Here is a 21,480-nt window from a genome sequence, read left to right as displayed (position 1 = left end):
GCTTTCCTATCTTTGAAGCAGATGTTTGCAGGTGCATTTCAGGAAGACGCCGCCCACTGGAAGGAATTCTTAACCGGGAACCAGTCCGCTTACGGGCAACTGTACGCCCGCTATGCCCCACAGCTATACAACTACGGCTGCAAGCTCTATCCTGACCGCCCGCTGGTGGAAGACTGCATCCAGAATCTTTTCATGTATCTCCTCACGCACCGCACGAACCTCTCGGCCATAGAGAACGTAAAAGCTTATCTTGTAAAGGCTTTCCGGCGCGATCTGCTGCGCGCGGCCACGGACGCCCGCAAGCAGCGTGATCTGCCCGAAGAAGAAAGCTGTTTCGATATCATCGTTTCCCCCGAAACCCGCCTGATCAGCGACCAGACCACCCTCGCGCGGCGCGAGAAAGTTGCCGCGGAGATCAACAGGCTGCCGCCCCGCATGAAAGAAGTGCTGTTCCTGCGCTTTTATGAGAACCTTTCTTTTGAAGATATTGCCGCAATAATGAACATTCATCAAAAGTCTGTGTATAAGATGGTATACAAGGCTTTCGACAAGCTCCGCCACCGGCTGATCGATTTCCCGCTCTGGCTCGCGATGGGCTGGCTGCTCTGGAAATAAAAAAAAGTTCTCCGCCGGAGGGATAAAATCTGTCCTGTTCTCCTCTATACAAGTGGTTCAATTACCGATCCGGTTATGGAATGGAAAGATTATTCGGATTATGGCCCGGAAGACTTTCTGACGGACGATTATTTTTCCGAGTGGGTATTGCAGCCCACAAAGGAAAATGAGGCTTTCTGGGCGCAGTGGCAACAGCTGGACCCGGCACGGAAACCCTTTGTGGAAGAGGCCCGCCGCATATTGCTGTCGCTCGAATATGTGCGGGATGAAATGCCGGTGGAAAGTTACGACCGCATCTGGTCCGTATTGTCCGACGAAATGACGCAGTCCGCTGAGATGGCCGCCGCTTCCCGGCGTAAACGGCCTGCAACCGCTCCCCGCCGTACATGGCCCTACCTGCCGGCTGTAGCTTCCCGGCGTAAATGGCCTGCCGCCGCTCCCCGCCGTACATGGCCCTACCTGCTGGCTGCCGCCGCCGTAACGGGTTTGCTAGTGCTGGCCGCCGCCTGGTTTTTTCGGAAAGAAGCCCGCTTTTTTCAGGAAGAAGCCCCGCCGGTGACCTATACCAGCCAGTTCGGGGAGAACAGGAGCCTCATTTTGCCGGACAGCTCCAGGGTAGTGCTGGCGCCGCATTCCACATTGCGCACCGGTACGTTTGAAGATAAACGCGAGGTATGGCTGGAAGGAGAGGCGTTCTTCGACATCCGGCAGCAGCCCGGTACGGCCAAACCTTTCACCGTCCATTCCCGCTCGCTGGACATCGATGTACTGGGCACTACTTTTAACGTCAATAACTATAACGGCAACACGCAGGTGGTGCTGCACACGGGAAAGGTGGCGCTGCGGCGGGGAAAGAAAGTAGTGGTGATGAAACCCGGGGAGCTGGTGGAGTTCAGGGCAGAGGAAGAACAATACCAGCTGAAGGAAGTGCGGCCGGAACCCTATACGTCATGGGTGAAAGGCACGCTGACGTTTGAGGATACGCCGCTGGAAACCGTTGCGCAACGGTTGTTCTACCAGTACGGCGTGCATATTGTGTTCAGGGATACAAGCCTGGCAAAAGAAAAATTCAGCGCCACCCTGCCGGACGCGAATTTGCAGGTAGTGATCACCGCACTGAAAGAGGCGTTCAGCCTGAACGTAAAAGCAGAAAAAGACAACACATATATATTTTACCGGCAGTAGTTACAACAAGATCTAAACCTTTTTTAACAGAATCTAATCGGAACCATGATCATGAACGGATGCATTCATTTCGTTACCACGTAAACACGTTATTATGAAACTAAACCTACCCGCATATTCCACGATCTGGTTATTGTTGCCCTTCAGCCTGTCCGCCCAGGAAGTAGCATATGCGGCAAAAACGCAGATGCAGGCGGAAGCACCGGCGGCATCCTCGTCCGGCGTGCCTTTGCGTACCGCGCTGAACAAGCTCGGCAAGCAGCACCGCATCAGCTTCGCCTACAGCAGCCGCCTGGTAGACGGCAAAATGATCCCCGCTTCCTTCAACGCCAAAGGGCTGTCATTAACCGCGGTGCTGGACGAAATACTGCCGCCGCTGCAGCTGGAATACCGGAAGATCGATGAAGGGCTGTATGTGATCAAACCCCAGCAGCTCACCGAAATTAATATAGCCGTTCCCGTTAAGGGGACGGTTAAAGACAATGAGGGGAACCCGCTCCCCGGCGTCACCATCCAGGTGAAAGGCACCAGCATTGGCACGGTGTCGCAGCCGGACGGTACCTACACGCTGAACGCCCCCGATTCCAGCGTTACGCTTGTTTTCTCCTTCATCGGCTACGACCCGCAGGAAATACCGCTGCAGGGAAGAACGGAAGTGGACGTAGTGATGAGCGCCGGCACCAGCCAGCTGGAACAGGTAGTGGTAGTAGGGTACGGCACACAGCGCAAACGCGACCTCACCGGTTCCATCGGCAGCGTGCGCGGTGAAGAGATCACCAAACAACCGGTGAATACCGCCACACAAGGCATCCAGGGCAAAGTGGCCGGCGTGCAGATCATCAGCTCTGGCGCCCCGGGCTCACAGCCGCTGGTAAGGGTGCGCGGTACAGGCAGCATGCTCGCAGGCGCGGAACCATTATACGTAGTGGATGGCGTGCTCACCAACGATATCCGCAACATCAACACGGCCGACATCGTAACAATGGACATCCTCAAAGATGCTTCCTCCGCGGCGATCTACGGCGTTCGCGCCGCCAACGGCGTAGTGATCATCACCACCAAACGCGGCCGCGCCGGAAAAATGGAAGTGAGCTATAACATGACGGCCGGATTCCGCGAAGTAGCCAATCTCGTGAAAATGGCGAACTCGCAGCAATACCAGGACTACCTGTCGGACGCCGCGCCCAACGTGACCATCCCGCCCTACAACGTGTCCACCAACTGGTACGACGCCATCCTGCGCAAAGGCTTCCAGCAAACGCACAACATTTCCCTCACCGGCGGCAGCGAAAAATTCCTCTACTATTTCAACGCCGGTTTCCTCACGGACGAAGGCATTGTGAACACCAATAAATTCGATCGTTTTACCATCCGCTCCAATAATGAATATAACATTGCCGATAACCTGAAGCTGGTAGCGCAGTTCTCCTACATGACCGCCAAAACGAAGTATGTGGACCTCGCTGGTATTTACAACAATACCTACCGCGCAGCGCCCGTCATCCCCGTGATGCAGGACGGCAAATACGGCAATACAGCGGCTTTCGGCAACGTGGGCAACCCCGTGCTCACGATCGACAAGAACGATGACCGCCTGAAGGAAAACCGCCTGCAGGGAACAGCATACCTCGAATATTCCCCCTGGAAGTTCATCAAGCTGCGTTCCAGCATGAGCGTGAACCAGAGTTTTTACAACCGCAAGCGGTACGGCTATCAATACCTGAACGATGAATCTACTTTCCTCATCGCCGGCGGCAACCAGCAACGCCCCGAGAGCAACCTCACCATGGTGAAGGAACAGAACCAGGACTGGTTGTGGGATAACACCGCCACTTTCCAGCAGCGCTTCGGCGATCATGATCTGACCGTACTGGCCGGTTACACGGCGCAACAATATACAGGCGAGTACATCGAGGCCAGCCGCCGGAATGTACCCATGAGCGAAGACCTTTGGTACCTCATTGCCGGAGACCCCAATTCATCCACCAACACGGCCGAAGGCGACAAATACACCCGCACTTCCATCCTGGCCCGGTTGAATTATGCTTATAAGGACAAATACCTGCTCACCGCCTCGTTCCGGAACGACGCTTCCTCCCGTTTTCCGTCGGAGAACAGGAACGGCTACTTTCCGGCCGTAGGCGTGGGCTGGGTACTGTCGCAGGAAAATTTCATGCGCGAACAGCAGGTCTTCGATTTCCTGAAGCTGCGCGGCAGCTGGGGACGGATCGGGAATGACAACATCGAATCGAACCTCTACATCCTCACCGCCAGCTCCGGGCTGTTGTACTTTTTCGGCGGACAGCCCACGCTTGGCACCAGCCTTTCAGACATCAAGAACCGCAACCTGCAATGGGAAACAACGGAAGAATACGACATCGGCCTGGAATTTTCTTCCATCGGCCGGAGGCTGACGGGTGAGATCAACTATTACAACAAGCAAACCATCGACGCGCTGGTAGGCGTGCGCATACCCGGCCTGCTGGGCGATCCGGACAATGAATACATCACCAACGCCGGTTCATTTACCAACAAAGGATGGGAGTTTACCTTGCAATGGAAAGACAACATCAGCGATGACTTCGATTACACGGTCGGCGGCAACCTCACTTTCAACAAAAATGAAGTGACCGGTCTGAACCAGGGCCAGCCGCTGTTCCGCGGAGGCGTGGGCCAGCAGGGCAATATCACGCAAACCGCCAGCGGCCACCCGATCGGCAGCTTTTACATCCTGGAATCCCAGGGCGTATTTGTGGATCAGGCCGCGATCGATGCATATGTGAATAAAGACGGAGAAAAGATACAGCCCGATGCGCAACCCGGCGACCTGAAGTATCGCGATGCGAACGATGATGGCGTTATCAATAATGATGATAAAATATTCGCAGGCTCCTATCAACCTAAATTCTACTACGGCATCAACGCAGGCGTGAATTACAAAGGCGCGGACCTGAGCCTCGATTTTTACGGCAATGCCGGCAACAAGATCTACAACGGCAAAAAGGCTTACCGGTACGAAACGACAGATAATGTGGAAGCAGATTATGCGGATAAACGCTGGAGAGCAGACCGGCCTTCATCCACAGACCCCAGGATACTCGCCGCGAATATGCCCGCATCCACTTACTTCCTGGAATCCGGCAGCTTTTTCCGGCTGAACAATATCACACTGGGATACACGCTGCCGAAGGGTTTGATGGAAAGGATCAAATTTGAGCGGATAAGAATTTATCTCACGTCCCAGAACCTGTTCACCGTAAAACAGTTCAGCGGTTTTTCGCCGGAGATGATCTCATCCAACCCGCGGTCCAACGGCTTCATCTCCACGCAGAACAACGCCAGTCCGCTGGAAGCGGGCATCGAGCTGCAACCTTACCCGACAACGCGCACCTATGCGGTAGGTCTTAACGTTACCTTTTAAACCACGTTCATCATGAAAAAATATGTCATCATACCCGCTTTTTTCCTGCTGATCAGTTTCAGTTGCGGCAGAGGCTTCCTGGACGTGCCCCCGCAGGGCCGCGTCACCGAGGAAGAAATACGCACCAACCCCAATGCGGCTGTGGACCTGGTGAACGGCGTTTACAACATCATGTGGCTCGGCGGTTTCGGTCCGGATGTGCATGGCCTGCAGTTCGTGGTGATCACCAGCATCGTCAGCGACGACGCGGACAAAGGCAGCACGCCGCAGGATTACGGTCCCGCGCTGGAGATCGATAACTTCACCTACGGCCCTTCCAACCAGAACGTACAGAATTTCTGGACGGGCTATTACCAGGCCATCGCCCGCGCCAACCAGGCGCTGGACAAGCTGCCGCTCAGTCCGCTCGAAGAAACGGAAAAGAACAGGCTTATCGGCGAAGTGCGCTTCCTGCGCGGTTATTTCTACTTCAACCTCGTACGCACTTTCGGCGGCGTACCGAAGATCGATAAAGTGCCCGCGCCGGAAGAAGCCAATTCAGACAGCATCCAGACGCGCGCCTCCGCGGACGATATTTACGCGCTCATCATCAGCGATCTGCAATTCGCCGTAGACCATCTGCCGCTGAAAGGCGCCACACCAGTGGGAAGGGCCACCAAAGGCGCGGCGCAGGGCATGCTGGCGAAGGTGTACATGTACCGCAAAAACTGGCAGCAGGCGTTCGACCTTTCCGGCGAAGTGATCAACTCCGGGCTCTATGATACGCTCTCCAACTACGCCGATATCTGGCGTACAAAAGGCGCCAACTCCATTGAATCGATCTTTGAAGTGCAGACCGGCACCAACGCCGCCTGCGACGCCGCTATCCAGATATACGCCAATTCACAGGGCATCCGCGCGAAAATGGGGTGGACGGATTTCGGCTTCGGATTCAACAATCCTTCGGCGGATCTCGTGGCCGCTTATGAACCCGGTGATAAAAGAAAAGACGCCACCATCATCACCATACAACCGAACGGCACCTTCCTGTGGGACGGCTTCAGAGTACCTTCGCGGGACTCTGTGGAGAACGACCGCTACAACTACAAAGCCTATCACAGCCGCACGCAGGAGCCTTACTGCGGCAACCCGGACCGCACCCCGAAGAACCTGCGCATCCTGCGTTACGGCGAAATATTGCTGATCTATGCGGAAGCCGCCAACGAACTCGGCAATACCGGTGAGGCGATCGCGAAGCTGAACATCGTCCGCCGCCGCGCCGGTCTTCCCAATACCACCGCGGCGGGACAGGCAGACCTGCGCATGGCGATATGGAAAGAACGCAGGGTGGAGCTGGCTATGGAGCATGACCGCTTCTGGGATCTCGTGCGCCAGGGCCGCGCGGGACAGGTGATGCGCGCGCACGGAAAGAATTTTGTGGATGGCAGGCACGAGCTGTTCCCCATTCCGCAGGAACAGATACTTTTGAGTAATAACCGACTGAAACAAAACCCCGGCTATAACTGATGAGAAAGATACTTTTGGTCATCTGCCTGGCGGCGCTCGTGCAGCAGGCCGCCGCCCAGAAAAAGAAAAAAGCTCCCCGCCCGGAACTGGGAGATTCCGCGCTGGTAACACTCGTGCAGCAGCGCACGTTTGACTATTTCTGGAAATTCGCGCACCCGGTATCCGGACTCGCACCCGAACGCACCACCACGCCGGAGGTGGTGACCATCGGTGGTTCGGGCTTTGGCGTGATGGCCATTCTCGTAGGGATAGAGCGCGGATTTATCACGCGGGAGGAAGGACTGGAGCGGTTACTGAAGACCGTGAACTTCCTGCAGAAAGCCGATCACTATCATGGCATCTGGCCGCACTGGATGGACGGCGCCACCGGCAAAACCATCCCCTTCAGCCGTAAAGACGATGGCGGCGACCTCGTGGAATCCGCTTTCATGTTCCAGGGGCTGCTGTGCGTGCGGCAGTATTTCGATAAAGATGATCCGAAAGAACAGGAGCTGCGGAACAAGATCAACTGGCTGTGGAACGATGCGGAATGGAACTGGTATACGCGGGACGGGCAGGACATCCTCTACTGGCACTGGTCCCCGAACAACGGCTGGAGCATGAACCACCAGGTCCGCGGCTGGAACGAATGCCTCATCACCTATGTGCTCGCCGCCTCTTCCCCCAATTTTCCCATCAACCCGAAAGTATACCACCAGGGCTGGGCCGTGAGCAACCATTTCCTAAACGGAAAGGAATATCTCGGTATCAAACTCCCGCTGGGCTTCGATTACGGCGGGCCGCTCTTTTTCGCGCATTACTCCTTTCTCGGCCTCGACCCGCGCGGGCTGAAAGACCGCTACGCCGATTACTGGGAGCAGAACCGGAATCATACCCTCATCAACCGCCAGTATTGCATCAACAACCCCAAAGGTTTCAAAGGCTATGGCGAAGATTGCTGGGGGCTGACGGCCAGCGACAACCACGAATTCTATAACGCCCATTCCCCTACGAACGATCTCGGTGTTATAACGCCCACGGCTGCACTTTCTTCTTTTCCCTACACGCCGGAGTACTCCATGCAGGCGCTGAAATATTTCTATCATGCGGTAGGGGACCGGCTTTGGGGGGAATATGGTTTTTACGATGCCTTTTCTGAAACGAACAACTGGTTCGACTACCAGTACCTTGCCATCGACCAGGGGCCGGTCGTGGTGATGATCGAAAATTACCGGAGCGGGCTGCTGTGGCGCTTGTTCATGAGCTGCCCGGAGATACGGCAGGGGTTGCAGCGGCTGGGGTTCACCAGTCCCGCCATCCCCGCGGAAGCCCCCTGAAAAGCTAATCCGGTATAAAAAAAAGATAAAAAAATGTGTTAAATAATGCAAACGATTGCATAACTTGGCATAGCTACACGTTATGAGATCGCTATTTTTGTTGTTGATATGGAGCACTGGATTACCGGCATCTGCCCAACTGAAACTGTGGTACCATCAGCCTGCAATGAACTGGAATGAGGCGCTTCCCCTTGGGAATGGCCGGATCGGCGCGATGGTTTTCGGGAAATTGCAGGAAGAAGAATTACAACTGAATGAAGCGTTTCTCTGGAGCGGCGGCCCGTCAGATGGAACGAACCCTGGCGCGAAAGCTGTGCTGCCGCAGGTACGGGAAGCATTGTGGAACGGTGAATATATGAAAGCAGATACCCTCAGCAGGGAAATGATGGGTCCTTATACCGCCCGTTATCTCACACTGGGGAGCCTGTTGCTGAAGAACGACTCAACTATTTCTTCCATTGAATCATACGAAAGAGCACTTGACCTCAGGACCGCCATGTCTACAGTGAAGTACATATCTAACGGCGTTGAATATACGCGAGAAGCTTTCATCAGCTACCCGGCGCAATTGCTGGTGATCCGCTGGAAAAGCAGCCAGCCCGGAAGGCTGTCGTTTCACGCGGAGTTCAACAACCCGATGCCCAACAAAGTGGCGTCGCGGGATGCTTCGCATGTGATCATGTCCGGCCGCTGTCCCTCTTACGTTCCCCATCGCAGCTACGACCCGCGGCAGATCGAATATGACGGATCAAAAGGCGTCCGCTATGAAGTGCATGTACAGGCCCGGTTGAAAGACGGCAGCAGCCGTACGGATGAAAAAGGTCTGCACATCAGCCGCGCCACCGAAGCCGTATTGCTCGTTTCCATCGGCACCAGCTTCCATCATCCGTTCAACGAAACGCGGGAAGCCCTGCAGCCATTGTCCAACGCCGGCTCTTACGACGCCCTTTTAAAGGCGCATCAGCAAGACCATGCCGCGCTTTTCAACCGCGTGCAGCTGGACCTCGGCGCCGATTCCTCCGCACTAAAGCCAACGGATATACGTTTACGTGAATATACACTGGCAGGCGGCCACCGCGATCCGCAGCTGATCACGCTGCTGTACCAGTATGGCCGCTACCTCATGATAGCCGGATCGCGCAAAGGCGGGCCGGCCATGAACCTGCAGGGCCTGTGGAACGACAGTATGCAGCCGCCCTGGGGCTCCAACTATACCATCAACATCAATACAGAAATGAATTACTGGCCGGCGGAAACGGCCAACCTGGGCGAATGCGCCACGCCGCTATTCCAGTTCATCCATCAGCTGGCACGCAACGGACAACGCACCGCCACTGTGAACTATGGCATGAAGGGCTGGACGGCGCATCATAATTCCGATATCTGGGCGGTATCAACGCCTGCGGGCGGCTTCGACTGGCGCGATCCGCAAGGGAACCCGCGCTGGGCCATCTGGCCGATGGGCGGAGCATGGCTCTGCCGCCACCTTTGGGAACATTATGCCTATACCGGCAACCGGCAATTCCTGGCTAATACAGCGTATCCGCTGATGAAAGGCGCCGCTGAATTTATGCTGGACTGGCTGATAAAGAACCCGCAGGGCAAATGGGTGACCAGCCCGTCTACCTCGCCCGAAAACAATTTCCGGGTGGACGGTAAACGCACCGGTTCCGTGAGCATCGCCGCCACGATGGACATCGCCATCATTCACGATCTGCTGAACCGCACCATCACCGCCGCGGATATTCTCGGAAAGGACAAAGCCTTCCGCGACCGGATGGCCGCTGTGCTCAAAGACCTGCAGCCTTTTAAGACGGGTCAATACGGTCAGTTGCAGGAATGGTCGGAAGATTGGGACGATCCGAAGGATGAGCACCGCCATCTTTCGCATTTATATGGATTGTTCCCCGGCAACAGCATCACGCCGCGCCGGCAACCCGCACTCGCGGCGGCGGCTAAACGAAGCTTGTTACTTCGTGGGGACGGCGGCACAGGCTGGTCCAAAGCATGGAAAGTGAATTGGTGGGCCCGGCTGGAAGACGGCGATCATGCCTATACGATGCTCAATAAGCAGCTCTTACTCGCTACCATGGAAGGCGTCAGCGGCGGTTCCTACGCCAATTTGCTGGACGCGCATCCGCCTTTCCAGATAGATGGTAACTTTGGCGTTACTTCCGGCATTACGGAAATGCTGCTGCAAAGCCATGATGGCGTACTGCACCTGCTGCCCGCCTTGCCCGCCGCGTGGCCGGAAGGCAGCGTAAAAGGCTTGAAAGCGAAAGGAGGGTATGAAGTGGATATTTCATGGAAGGACGGCCGGCTTACAAAAGCGGTCATCCGTTCCGTTTTATATAATGGCGGAAGTGATATCGTGCGGACAAATATACCGGTGCGCATCAAAGTGCCGGCCGGAGCGGGAAAGACCGGGAAGCCGTATCATGATTATGGCTATCCGGTGAATGCCGTGATCAGGGATGAAAGCCGGTTGCCCGTGCTTCCCCTGAAAAAAGTATATGATTACAATATCGCCGTAGCGAAAGGAACGTATGAAATTGTTGCGGAATGAAGGCGGTCAGATCATGTACATCATTAATTCAGGATATACTGTAGACGTGGAATATGATAAGGCCGGTCTCGTCTGAGCCGGCATCTTTTTTTACAATTCCTTCGCCAGGCGCTGCGCCCGTTCATGCGTATCTCCTGCTTCCGCCGGGATTTTTTCCAGCCAGTTGCGGCATTGATCTTTTTTATCTTCCCTGAAATAGCTCAGGGCGATATAGAAAGCAGCTTCGTATTTGAAGACGGACTCGCCGTTGTAGATCATCTCAAGGTCCGCCCGCGCATAGTCGCTTTGTTTGTTTTCGAGGTAAGCCAGGCCGCGGTAGTAAATGGCGAATGCATCTTCCGGATGATGTTCGATGACTTTGTTGAGATCATCGATCGCCTGCTCATAACGGTGATGGTTGAAATGCGCCGATGCGCTTTGCAGCAGGCTGTCGGATGCATTGCCGCGCTCCGCGGGTGATACCATTTCCTGTACGCCGAACTGCTGGTATACGTCCTGCTGCCAGGGGCTCCAGAACAGCACTACCGCTATCACTGCGGCAATGGAAGCCGCCGTGATGTAATACCGGCGCAGGGGAATGCGCTTTGCTTCGCGGAAAACATGCCGGTTGCTTTCCAGCGTCTGCTTCAGCTGCTCGCGCTGCGGGTCGTCTTTCAGCGACTGCCGCAGGGAATCCTGCACTTCCGCATAATGCTGCACCGCATCTTTCAGCGCGGGCTCCACCAGCATCCGCGTTTCGAATGCGGCCCTCGCTTCCGCGGACATATCCCCGGAGAGATAGCGCTCTATCAGTTCATAATCGATGTCGTTCATGTCAGTCCCCATTTTGAAAGGTTTTCTTTAATAGCGGCCACCAGCGAAGCCATGCATTCGGATTTCTTTTTGCGGAGATACCCGTACGTCACGCCCAGCGCCGCAGCGATCTCCTCCTGCGGCTTGTCCGTCAGCGACAGTTTGATGATCTCTTTGCAGCGTTCTCCCATTTGCTCCAGCATGGTCTTGAAAAGGCGCGCCTTCTCATTGTCGGCCCAGGTTTTTTCCGCATCCCGGAAGCTGTCTTCGCCTATATCAAATTGCCCGTCGATGTCTTTTGTTACCCCTTGCCGCCCTTTTTTCTTCAATTCGTTGAGCCACTTGCGCTTGCAAACCATCAGCAGGAACGGCTCAAACGGACAGGTCAGCTGCAGCCCTTTATATTTCGCCTGGTTGTAAATATCCACGAGGGATTCCTGGAAGATGTCGGCTGCATCATCCGCCGTACCGTTGTTCTGCAGGATGTAATATTTCACCTTGCCGGCAAACCGCCGGTAGATCTCCGCCACCGCCTGCGTGTCGTTTTGCAGCAGGGCATGGACGTAATGTTGGTCTGCGTGGACGTTGTGGGTGGACATATGTTTAAAGATATTAAAATCCGGGGTAACAAATGGAGCGCTTTGTTTATCATCTTGTTATAAAAAGATATATATTGACGGTATATATCCTAAATACCTTTTTATGTTGAGAAAAATATGGGCAGGTTGTTTGTGGATGATCAGCTTCCAGGCCGTGGCGCAACAGCGTCCCGCACCCGATACCATCCCTGCAGTTATCAATATAGAGCAAGAGGAAAATAAAGCCACGCTGAAGGCGGAACTGCGCCCCCTGCGGCAGATCGCGGGCGCTCCCGAAGCATTTTATTCCCATTACTGGGAGTTTGGCGACGGCACTTTCAGCTTTGCCCCGCAGCCCGAACATCATTATAAAGACACCGGCACGTACGACATCCGCTTGTACGCCACTAATAATTACGACGACGGCAAAGCGCCCAAAAGCAAGCCCCGCCGCATCAAAGTAAAAAAGACCCTCTACGCGGCCACCACGCCTTCTTCTTCCTTTTTCGCCGCGTCAGACATGCTGGCGATGAAGATCAACCGCATGCCGAAGCCCGGCGAGGAAATGGTGACCATCATCGGATACCGCCACCCCGGTGGCGCCGGCAACATCAGCGGGTCGCTGTTATTGTTTTACAATGAAAGGCAGTTTTCGCAGAAGAACTTTGCTTTGCTGGAAGAGCGCGCCCATCACGGCGAACGGAAGTTCAAAGCGGATTCCGCACTGGCGATGGCGCCGGGTGAAGACCTGCTGAACCGGGCTTTCGCGGAAGACCTGGCCGTGGCGCCCTTCTACGCTTCGGCGGAAAACCCGTATTCCCCGCCTGCAGGGCCTTCCGCGCAACCCTGGATAGACCCCTTGCGAAAGACGGCCGTATCCGCCCTGCTGGCGGAAAAGAAAGCGCTGTTCCGCGAGCAGCACGCCTGGCGCGTGGAAGGCCTGCAAGCCGGAGAAGAAAAATTTCTCTTCCTCACGCTGGAAACCACGCCGGAGATGATCAAAGACACCAACGCCGTTGTAACCGTCAGCGGCATGTTCATCCCCGATGATCCGCTCATGCCCTTAGCGCAATATGATCTGGAAATGCAGATCGTGGCCTCGCACGATCCGAACAGGATGCAGCTGAAGAACCGCCGCATGAACTACCGCTTTGTGGGTAAGAAACGCGAACTGAACTACAAAGTGCAGTTCCAGAACACCGGCAAAGGCCCGGCCAGCAAGGTAGCCATCGGCATCGCCGTACCGGGCATGCTCAACGGACAAACGCTTGAGATCACGGATTACTCGCCGCGCTGCGTGATGTGCGACTCCGCATACGAACGCCAGAGTTGCCTGGATACGATCGTTCGGCAGGACAGCATCTTTTTCGTTTTCAACAACATCTACCTCAAAGGCATGCAGCAGGAAGGCGTGGAAGATCCCGATTCCACCAAAGGCTTCATTAAATACAAGGTGCGGTTCAGCAAAGAGTTGAAGAAGCTGCCTTTCAGCAGCCAGGCCGCTATTGTGTTCGACAAGAATGAACCCGTCATCACCAACCGCTCGAAAGGCAGCTTTAAACCGGGCCTGTCACCCGGGCTGATCGTGGGATATGGAAAAGGATTCGCAAAGACGGAGCTGCCGCTGGGCCTCCCCGCGGGCACGGTGGGCGTAACGATATCCGCATATGCACCCTACAAACCTTACTTCCAGGCGGAGCTGTACCTCAGCGTGCCCCAACGCCGCGAAACTTTGGTATCCACCACGCGCGATCAGCGGGATACCGCCATCGGCGCAGGGAAATATATCATACAGTCGAGAGCGTTATATGAACGGGCGAGCCGCCTGAATGTAGACGTGGTGCCGCTGCACTTCCGGTATAACCTGAAAAGCTGGGTAGGTGTTGGCGCGGGCATGATCGCCAACGTGCTCGTATCTGAAAAAGTAGAAGAAAGAAAGGTGGTAACTGCCATGCCTATACCGGATACAAGGACCCCGCAACGGTTTGAGAACATCGAGAAGGGCAGGAGCGACAGCTTCGTTTCATGGGACGGCGGCCTGTTTGCCGATGTAAACCTCGGCATGGTGCGCGCCGGACCTTCACTGGGCGTACGTTTGATACAATACTTCAAGGAACCGCAGCAGCGGCTGTTCATCTACGGCATCTGGAGATTTTAGCTATCTTTAAGATGGCATGATCCTTATCCGTACCGCATTATTTATCCTTCTGCTGAGCCTGTCTGCAAATTCGTATGCGGACACCACCACTTTGCCGGCCGCCTTGCAGGCCCGGCTGGATACGTTAAAGCAGGAAGATAATCTCGAAGAATGGATCTTTGTGAACCTGGACTATGCCGTGGAAGAACCGGTGGTAAGACTGCCGCTGCTGATGAGCCTGCAGCAGCGCGCCTGGCGCGTACCGGCGAATGACTATGAAAGGGCCGCCTGGCTGGATATGCTCACCTACCAGGGATATTATCAGCTCTATGCCGGCAACATCCTCCCTTCTATTGCCGCCTACGAAACCGCCTACCGCTACTACAACGAGTCACCTATAACGGAAACGGACATACTGGAATATGTGCTCAAGCCGCTTGGCAATAATTATACCCGCCTCGGCGACTACGAGCGCGCCGCGTTCATTCATTCCAGAGTGATAGAGATCGCCGGGCAGCGGAAAGACCGGCTGCAGATGGCGTCTGCCTATGGCAACCTTGCGGTGGCGGAGCAGATGCGCGAGCAGTACGGAGAAGCGCTGCGGCATGCCAGAATGGGACTTGCACATGCGCAGGTGCCGGGATTGCTCCATTCCACCATTGCGGACGTATATCTTCAGATGGGAAAGACGGACAGCGCCGCATGGCATGCCCGCGAAGCGGTGCGGCTGCTGAAAGGCGCGAAGGGAGAGAATGCGGGCTATTGGCTGGCTTCCGCGCTGCAGGTTTCCGGTGATATTGCGTATAGCCAGCAACGTTATCACGCGGCGGACAGGTTTTTCAGGGATGCTTTGAAAGTGATGGAGCAACATTACCCCGGTGCGAGGAAGCGCGAAAAGGCCAGGCTGCTGGTGAAGATGGGCCGGAATGACCTGCAGCGGCAAATGCGCACGGAACATTTTGATAAAGCGATAGCGTTGCTGATCCCCGGTGTTGCCGGTTGGCCCGCGGAAAATCAGTTGTACGGGGAGTTTACATTGGCGGATGCGTTGGAGGGAAAGGCGGATGGGATGCTGCAGGCCGCGAAAAAACTGCAAATGCAGGGCCCGGCAACAGCAGGATCAAAAAATGCCGGACCAACTGACAAACAGCTCGAAGAAGCCCTGCACGGATACAGATTGATCTTCGGGGTAGAACAACGCCTGCGCCGTGAATTTTTCAGCCGCGCCACCCGCCTGCTGCACCAGCGCCACAGCCGCGCACTGGCGGAAAAAGCGATGAACACTGCCTACCTCCTGTGGGAACGCACGAAAGACGCAAAGTACACCGGCATCATGCTGGATGTTATGGAGCGCAGCAAAGCGCAGGTGCTGCTGGAAGAATTGCAATCCAACATGCAGAACAGCCGCTTGCGTATGAACGATACGCTGCTGGACCGGCAACGCCAGCTGCAGCAGGCCGTAGCGTATTACGACCGTGAACTTGCCCTGCAGGACGATGCGAATGCCCGCCGGCAAAGAGCCGCGCTGGCCTACGAATTATCCCTCATACAGGAACAGTTAAAAGAAAAATATCCCGCCTATTTCACAAAAGACCCCGCAAATACCTTTCAGCCGGCGGACCTCCCCGAAGATCTGACCGTTAAAAGCTTTTTCGCGGGAGAAGATCACCTTTACATCATCGACCTGCAACGCAGCGGTATCCGCGCCGTAAGGCGGCTGGATAACGGCGCGGAGAAACAGGCAGCGCTGCAGTCCTTTGTTGCCCGCTATTTTCACAACGGCCCGCAAGCCATGCAGAATGACCCGCGCGCATATTGCCGCGAAGCATACAACATATTCAGGTGGATATGGAACGATACGGTTCCCGCAAAGCAATACCTCCTGATACCGGATGGACGCCTCGGTTATATTCCCTTCGACGCCCTGCTCACGGACAGCGTGTACAACAGGGATATCGGCCAATGGCCCTTCCTGGCGAAGAAAGCCGCCACCGGACTGGCCTATTCGCTGCAAACCTGGTGGCAGCAGCAACAACAGACCAGCACAGAAAAGGGCGTTACCGGTTTCTTTATTTCCAAAGCCGCCGGAAGCCCGGAACTGCCCGCTGTGGCACAGGAATACGAAGCCGTGCACAGCCGGATGGAAGGGCAATATTTTCGCAATGAATCCGCCACGCTGGCGGTATTCCGCGAGCAGCTTGGGAAAGGCGGCATCCTGCATCTCAGTACCCATGCATTTTTACAGGGCGATCAGCAGTTGCCCGCTATCCAACTGGCGGACGGACCTTTTTTCCTCTTCGAGCTGTATGCGCGGAAATTCCATCCCGGCCTTATTATGCTGAGCGCCTGCCGCACCGGCCAGGGCATGCTGGCCGAGGGCGAAGGGATCATCAGCCTCGCCCGCGAGTTCACCGCTTCCGGCGCCACAGGTATCGTAGCGGGACTATGGAATGTGCATGACGCCGCCGCGGCAAGGCTCACCGGGGATTTCTACGAACAATTGCCGTCCGCCAAAAATCCCATGATAGCACTGCATGCCGCAAAGCTGCAATGGCTGCGCGACAAAGAAATACGGCAGCAGCTAAAGCTCCCTTACTACTGGGCGGCTTTGACCTATATCGGTCATCATCATGCGGTGGCGGTGGAAAAAAAAGGTGGAGTCTGGTATATGTGGTTGATACTCGCTGTAGTTTTAGGTCCGATAATATTTTTCACTGTAAAAAAGTGGCGCTGACTATTTACCAACTGCCTGCGGGTGGATCTCCACCACCAGCCGGTACAGGATATCCCGCAACACTTCTGCGTCCTGTTCACCGATAATACCCACATAATATTGCTGGATCTCCTCTATCTGGGCATACGCATCGATCAGCAGCTCTTTGCCTTTGTCCGTCAGGCAGATGACCGTAGCCCGGTTATCCGTTTCATGCTTGCGGGTGTAAATAAAACCTGTGTTCACCAGGTTTTTCACCACCTTGCTCATAGCCTGTTTGGTGATCCTTGCCTTTTTTGCCAGCTCGTTGTTGATCGTACCCTCCGGCAAAATATTGGCGAGCAGTACCATGTCCCCGATCTTGAAATCGCCGTAACCCGCCGCCTGCATCTTTTCCGTTAACCGGATATCCAGGTCCTTCTTGACGAGCCCCAGCAGCCGTATCAGTAATCGCGGCCGCCGCTCCATCATTTCCAGGAACTTCTTGTCTAACGCTGAATTTGTCATAATTGAATTGGTTTGTGATCCCGATTTCCCCAAAATAGCAAAACCCTTTTGTCATGCAAATTTAATCTTTTACACCTAAAAGGTCAACTTATTTGTCTATTTGGTAAACTCAGTTTACCTTTGCGTCGTTTAACACACAATACTACAAAAACACACACTACAATGGAAACTGCAAATGCAAGTCCCCGTAAGGGAAAACTGGCCGTACGGCTCATTTTCATCGCCATCCTGCTGATCGGGGCCATCTTCGGGATACGCCAGTGGCTGTACGCCCGCCACCATGAAACAACGGACAATGCGCAGGTAGAAGGGCATTCCGCGCCTGTCATCGCCCGGGTTTCAGGGTATGTAAAAGACCTGTACGTACAGGATTATGGCAATGTAAAGCAGCGGGACACACTGGTGATGATCGACGATGAAGAATACCGCATCGAGCTGCAACAGGCGGAAGCCGATTACCGGCAGGCGGAAGCGGACCTGCTGTCTGCCCGCGCCAGCCTCGCCAATGCTAATGCCGGCATCAATGTGGCGGAAGCCAACGCACAGGTGGCGCTGGTGAAGAAAAACAAAGCCGCGGCCGATCTTAACCGCGATCAGAGCCTTTTTAATGATCAGGCCATCACCAACCGTCAGCTGGACGATACCAAAGCCACCAGCCTCACCAACGACAAACAATACCAGGCGGCGCAGGACAATATCACGCTGGCAAAGTCTTCTGTACAGGTAGCCGCTGCGAAAGTTACGCAGGCCGAAGCGCTCGTAGCCAGTAAAAAGGCCGAAGTGGAACAAATGAAGCTCAAGCTCGGCTACACGAAGATCACCGCCAACATCACCGGCCGCATCGGCAGAAAGAATGTAGAGCCGGGGCAATATGTACAGGCCGGGCAAAGCCTTTTTACAATTGTTGATGAGAACGGCTTTTACATTGTCGCCAATTTCAAGGAAACACAACTGGAACACATACACGTAGGGCAGGAAGCCGATATTGAAGTGGACGGGTTCAGCGATCTTGCCCTGAAAGGCAAGGTGACCGCCATTTCCCGCGCTACAGGCGCCAAATTTTCGCTGCTCCCGCCGGACAATGCTACCGGCAATTTCGTAAAGATCGTACAGCGCGTTCCCGTAAAGATCGCAATTGATAACGCAGACCAATACCTCGACAAGCTCCGTGCCGGCCTGAGCGTGGAAGTGGCCTTAAAATACTGATCGTATGTCACCAAAACCGAAAGGATTCGCGAAGTGGATCATAGTGGCTACGGTCATTTCCGCCACCATGCTGGAGCTGATCGATACGACCATTGTGAACGTAGCCTTGTCGCAGATCAGCGGCAACCTGGGAGCCACCATCGAAGATGCTTCCTGGGTGATCACGGCCTACGCCATCGCCAACGTGATCGTCATACCCATGACGGGGTTCCTCGCTTCGTATTTCGGGCGTAAGAACTATTATCTCACGTCCATTCTCATCTTCACCTTTTCGTCTTACATGTGCGGCATGTCCGGCTCGCTATGGGAGCTGGTGGCCTGGCGCTTCCTGCAGGGCATAGGCGGCGGTGCGCTGTTATCCACTTCCCAATCCATATTATTCGACACTTTTGAAATTTCAGAGCGGCCGATCGCTTCCGCCATCTTCGGGATGGGCGTGATCATCGGTCCCACTATCGGCCCTACGCTGGGCGGTGTGATAGTGGACAACTTCCACTGGTCGCTCATCTTCGATATCAACGTGCCGGTAGGCATCATCGCCGCTTTTCTTGTTTTCTCTTTTATCGATAAGCAGGAGAACGAATATAACATCGACCGGAAAGCCATCAAGATCGATTACATCGGCATACTCCTGCTCATCATCTGGGTAGGCAGCCTGCAGTACATTCTTGAAAAAGGGCAGTCGGAAGACTGGTTTGCCGCGAAACATATTGTGGTGCTCACGACCGCCGCGGTCGTCGCTTTTATCCTGTTCATCTGGTGGGAGCTTACAACGGATGCGCCGGCAGTGAACCTGAAAGTGCTGAAGAACCGCACGCTCGCCATCACCACGCTGCTCACGTTCATCATGGGCCTCGGCATCTACTGCTCGATGTTCGTTTACCCGGTGTGGATGCAGCGCGTGATGAATTACACGCCAACGCTTACCGGTGAATCCCTGTTTCCCGGCGCTGTAATGGCGGCCGTAATGATGCCGATGGTGGGGAAGATGATACAGCGGGGCGTACCGCCGAAATACCTGATCACCGGAGGTTTTATGATGTTCGCCATATTCTGCTTCTGGATGTCTACCGCCAGTCCGGAAGCCGGCGTAATGTTCTTTTTCACGCCGTTGCTGCTGCGCGGCGTTGGTTCCGCCATGCTGAGCGTACCGCTGACGAACCAGGCCGTATCCGGACTGACGCCCATGGAAATGCCGCAGGGCATCGCCATCAACAACATGCTCCGGCAGCTGGGCGGCTCTTTCGGGATCGCATTTATGAACACTTATGTGGCCAGCCAGTATGCGCTGCACCGTACACAGTTGCTGACGTACGTCAACAGCGACAACCCCATCGCCATGGAGCGCCTGAAGCAGAGCGCGAACGCCCTGGCCGCGAAAGGCATGAGCGCCGCGCAGGCGCAGCAGGGCGGGCTTGCCATGCTGGAAGGACTGGTCAATAAACATGCATACGTGCTCACTTACCTGGATGCTTTCCGTTTCGTGGGAATATTCTTCGTATGTGTGTTACCGTTAATGCTCTTTGTTAAAAAACGCAACCTGAGCGCAACTGCCATGAAAGAAGCGGCGGAACATGCGCACTAAACAAATGTCAATCATGAAAAAGATATTCATCATCATATTATCCGCTATTTCTCTTCATGCTTCCGCGCAGGTAGCGCCGGCAGACCTGAAAGAGATGGTGCAGCATTCTTTTGATCATTATGCAAAGGTCAGGTCGATGGAAACGCAGCAGCGCATTGCAGCGGGACAAATAGAGCTGTCAAAGGCAGACCGCCTGCCAACGGTAGACGGTACCGCCAGCTACATGCACGTGTACCCCGTTCCGAAAATACAGCTGCCCGGCAGTGATTTCACCTTTCAGCCGGTGCCTTCCGAAAACGTGAATGCCGGTATTGAAGCCCGGCAGCTGCTGCTGGATTTCGGGAAAACGGGCAGCCGTATTCACCAGCACGAAGCGGAAGCAAAGCTGCTGGGGGCACAGACTTCGGAAGTGAAGGAACAGCTGGCCTACCAGGTGGCCAATGCCTATCTCGGCATCGCCTATCTAAATGACAACATCACTGTGCAGGAAGCCAACATCAAGCTGCTGGAAGAAACGGAGCAAATGGTGGAAAACAAGCTGAAGCACGGCGATGCGATCGACCTCGACCTGCTGAACACCCGCGTGAAACTGGAATCTTACCGCAATAAAAAAGTAGACTATGTGAACGCGCTGCGGAAAGAACTGGCAACGCTGGAATACTATACCGGCGATACATTACAGGATTCCATCCATGCCAGTTTTGAATGGCCCGTAGCAGGCGTGGTATTGGCGGATGAAGGATTTTTGAATAACAGCACGGTGAAGACCGCCATCGAAAAGGAAAATGTAGCGTCCATGGGCGTGGAATTTGCCAAAACGCAGTACAAACCATCTCTTTTCCTGGATGCGGGCACCGGCTACAAGAACGGCTTTCTGCCGGACGTGAACACACCGAAATTTAATTACAATGCGGGCGTCAGCCTTTCCGTGCCGATCTTTCACGGCAAAAAGCTGCGCACGCAGGAACGCATGGCCGCCCAGCAGGTGGAAGTGGCCAAATGGAACACGCAGGATGTAAAAAATAATTTACGCAAGGAAGTCATCCAGCAGCAGTCGGAAGTAACGGCCAGCAAGGAAAGGCTGCTGACGGCCGAAGCGCTGCTGCAGCAGGCGCAGCGCGCTTTGCAATTGGCGCAAAGCCGCTACAAAAACGGGGTGATCACTTACCTCGATCTGCAAAATGCGCAGACCTCCATGCTGGAAGCGCAGCTGGCCAAAATACAATATCAATATCAGTTATCGATATCAAGCCTGGCTTTGTTACAATTGAACGGCAACGAATTCTGGAGATAGGAAGTAGTTGTTTTCGTAGTGTGTGTTAAACGGGGCTGACCAGTACTGGTCGGCCCCTG

Annotated in this window: 14 protein-coding genes; 11 read left to right on the top strand and 3 right to left on the bottom strand. The window is 54.8% G+C overall.

Translation table 11 applies throughout. From position 1 onward, the window contains the following. Nucleotides 1-21: 21 nt before the first annotated feature. From CCY01nite_RS02230 to CCY01nite_RS02205, 6 genes are all read left to right on the top strand, one after another. Complete coding sequence (locus CCY01nite_RS02230) at nucleotides 22-615, top strand: RNA polymerase sigma factor (RefSeq protein ID WP_146857668.1); 594 nt, start codon at nucleotides 22-24, stop codon at nucleotides 613-615. A gap of 75 nt (nucleotides 616-690) precedes the next feature. Then, a complete protein-coding gene (locus CCY01nite_RS02225; protein WP_146857667.1) occupies nucleotides 691-1,800 on the top strand; it encodes a FecR family protein in 1,110 nt (369 codons plus the stop codon). Between the two features lie 94 nt (nucleotides 1,801-1,894). Further along, a complete protein-coding gene (locus CCY01nite_RS02220) occupies nucleotides 1,895-5,221 on the top strand; it encodes a SusC/RagA family TonB-linked outer membrane protein (RefSeq protein WP_146857666.1) in 3,327 nt (1,108 codons plus the stop codon). A gap of 12 nt (nucleotides 5,222-5,233) precedes the next feature. Then, complete coding sequence (locus tag CCY01nite_RS02215) at nucleotides 5,234-6,727, top strand: RagB/SusD family nutrient uptake outer membrane protein (protein ID WP_146857665.1); 1,494 nt, start codon at nucleotides 5,234-5,236, stop codon at nucleotides 6,725-6,727. Next, a complete protein-coding gene (locus CCY01nite_RS02210) occupies nucleotides 6,727-8,043 on the top strand; it encodes a glucoamylase family protein (protein ID WP_146857664.1) in 1,317 nt (438 codons plus the stop codon). The genes CCY01nite_RS02215 and CCY01nite_RS02210 overlap by 1 nt, the downstream gene beginning before the upstream one ends. Nucleotides 8,044-8,125: 82 nt before the next feature. Beyond that, entirely contained in the window at nucleotides 8,126-10,609 is a 2,484-nt protein-coding gene (locus CCY01nite_RS02205; protein WP_146857663.1) for a glycoside hydrolase family 95 protein, read from the top strand. A 90-nt stretch (nucleotides 10,610-10,699) separates the two neighbouring features. On the opposite strand, the gene CCY01nite_RS02200 is transcribed toward CCY01nite_RS02205, so the two are convergent. Then, nucleotides 10,700-11,422, bottom strand: coding sequence for a tetratricopeptide repeat protein (locus CCY01nite_RS02200; protein WP_186830856.1), 723 nt, complete (start codon nucleotides 11,420-11,422; stop codon nucleotides 10,700-10,702). Continuing rightward, entirely contained in the window at nucleotides 11,419-12,000 is a 582-nt protein-coding gene (locus CCY01nite_RS02195; RefSeq protein ID WP_146857661.1) for an RNA polymerase sigma factor, read from the bottom strand. The genes CCY01nite_RS02200 and CCY01nite_RS02195 overlap by 4 nt, the downstream gene beginning before the upstream one ends. Nucleotides 12,001-12,103: 103 nt before the next feature. Here CCY01nite_RS02195 and CCY01nite_RS02190 point away from each other — a divergent pair, with 103 nt between their 5' ends. Together CCY01nite_RS02190 and CCY01nite_RS02185 are read left to right on the top strand one after the other, a co-directional pair. Then, nucleotides 12,104-14,137: a PKD domain-containing protein gene (locus tag CCY01nite_RS02190; protein ID WP_146857660.1), complete on the top strand. Its 2,034-nt coding sequence runs from the start codon at nucleotides 12,104-12,106 to the stop codon at nucleotides 14,135-14,137. A 16-nt stretch (nucleotides 14,138-14,153) separates the two neighbouring features. After that, entirely contained in the window at nucleotides 14,154-16,850 is a 2,697-nt protein-coding gene (locus CCY01nite_RS02185) for a CHAT domain-containing protein (RefSeq protein WP_146857659.1), read from the top strand. Here the strand turns inward: CCY01nite_RS02185 and CCY01nite_RS02180 are convergent, their stop codons facing one another. Continuing rightward, nucleotides 16,851-17,336 (bottom strand): MarR family winged helix-turn-helix transcriptional regulator, encoded by a 486-nt coding sequence (locus CCY01nite_RS02180; RefSeq protein ID WP_146857658.1) that lies wholly within the window; start codon nucleotides 17,334-17,336, stop codon nucleotides 16,851-16,853. Nucleotides 17,337-17,498: 162 nt separating this feature from the next. On the opposite strand from CCY01nite_RS02180, the gene CCY01nite_RS02175 reads away from it, so the two are divergent. Genes CCY01nite_RS02175 through CCY01nite_RS02165 form a run of 3 tightly spaced genes read left to right on the top strand, consistent with a single transcriptional unit; the run spans nucleotide 17,499 to nucleotide 21,421 of the window. Beyond that, nucleotides 17,499-18,542: an HlyD family secretion protein gene (locus tag CCY01nite_RS02175; RefSeq protein ID WP_146857657.1), complete on the top strand. Its 1,044-nt coding sequence runs from the start codon at nucleotides 17,499-17,501 to the stop codon at nucleotides 18,540-18,542. 4 nt (nucleotides 18,543-18,546) lie between these two features. Further along, nucleotides 18,547-20,127 carry a DHA2 family efflux MFS transporter permease subunit gene (locus tag CCY01nite_RS02170; protein ID WP_146857656.1) on the top strand — a complete coding sequence of 527 codons (1,581 nt, stop codon included), beginning with the start codon at nucleotides 18,547-18,549 and terminating at the stop codon, nucleotides 20,125-20,127. Nucleotides 20,128-20,140: 13 nt separating this feature from the next. Next, nucleotides 20,141-21,421, top strand: coding sequence for a TolC family protein (locus CCY01nite_RS02165; RefSeq protein WP_186830855.1), 1,281 nt, complete (start codon nucleotides 20,141-20,143; stop codon nucleotides 21,419-21,421). Nucleotides 21,422-21,480: the final 59 nt, after the last annotated feature.

The organism is Chitinophaga cymbidii (assembly GCF_007992715.1).
Classification (GTDB): domain Bacteria; phylum Bacteroidota; class Bacteroidia; order Chitinophagales; family Chitinophagaceae; genus Chitinophaga; species Chitinophaga cymbidii.
This window is presented reverse-complemented; position numbering and strand designations above follow the sequence as displayed.

What these genes read in the sequence shown, in the direction of transcription:
- CCY01nite_RS02175 (WP_146857657.1), top strand. Translation starts at nt 17,499, where the DNA reads ATGGAAACTGCAAATGCAAGTCCCCGTAAGGGAAAACTGGCCGTACGG.
- CCY01nite_RS02190 (WP_146857660.1), top strand. Translation starts at nt 12,104, where the DNA reads ATGTTGAGAAAAATATGGGCAGGTTGTTTGTGGATGATCAGCTTCCAG.
- CCY01nite_RS02185 (WP_146857659.1), top strand. Translation starts at nt 14,154, where the DNA reads ATGATCCTTATCCGTACCGCATTATTTATCCTTCTGCTGAGCCTGTCT.
- CCY01nite_RS02165 (WP_186830855.1), top strand. Translation starts at nt 20,141, where the DNA reads ATGAAAAAGATATTCATCATCATATTATCCGCTATTTCTCTTCATGCT.
- CCY01nite_RS02195 (WP_146857661.1), bottom strand. Translation starts at nt 12,000, where the DNA reads ATGTCCACCCACAACGTCCACGCAGACCAACATTACGTCCATGCCCTG.
- CCY01nite_RS02210 (WP_146857664.1), top strand. Translation starts at nt 6,727, where the DNA reads ATGAGAAAGATACTTTTGGTCATCTGCCTGGCGGCGCTCGTGCAGCAG.
- CCY01nite_RS02220 (WP_146857666.1), top strand. Translation starts at nt 1,895, where the DNA reads ATGAAACTAAACCTACCCGCATATTCCACGATCTGGTTATTGTTGCCC.
- CCY01nite_RS02205 (WP_146857663.1), top strand. Translation starts at nt 8,126, where the DNA reads ATGAGATCGCTATTTTTGTTGTTGATATGGAGCACTGGATTACCGGCA.
- CCY01nite_RS02215 (WP_146857665.1), top strand. Translation starts at nt 5,234, where the DNA reads ATGAAAAAATATGTCATCATACCCGCTTTTTTCCTGCTGATCAGTTTC.
- CCY01nite_RS02170 (WP_146857656.1), top strand. Translation starts at nt 18,547, where the DNA reads ATGTCACCAAAACCGAAAGGATTCGCGAAGTGGATCATAGTGGCTACG.
- CCY01nite_RS02200 (WP_186830856.1), bottom strand. Translation starts at nt 11,422, where the DNA reads ATGAACGACATCGATTATGAACTGATAGAGCGCTATCTCTCCGGGGAT.
- CCY01nite_RS02225 (WP_146857667.1), top strand. Translation starts at nt 691, where the DNA reads ATGGAATGGAAAGATTATTCGGATTATGGCCCGGAAGACTTTCTGACG.
- CCY01nite_RS02230 (WP_146857668.1), top strand. Translation starts at nt 22, where the DNA reads ATGTTTGCAGGTGCATTTCAGGAAGACGCCGCCCACTGGAAGGAATTC.
- CCY01nite_RS02180 (WP_146857658.1), bottom strand. Translation starts at nt 17,336, where the DNA reads ATGACAAATTCAGCGTTAGACAAGAAGTTCCTGGAAATGATGGAGCGG.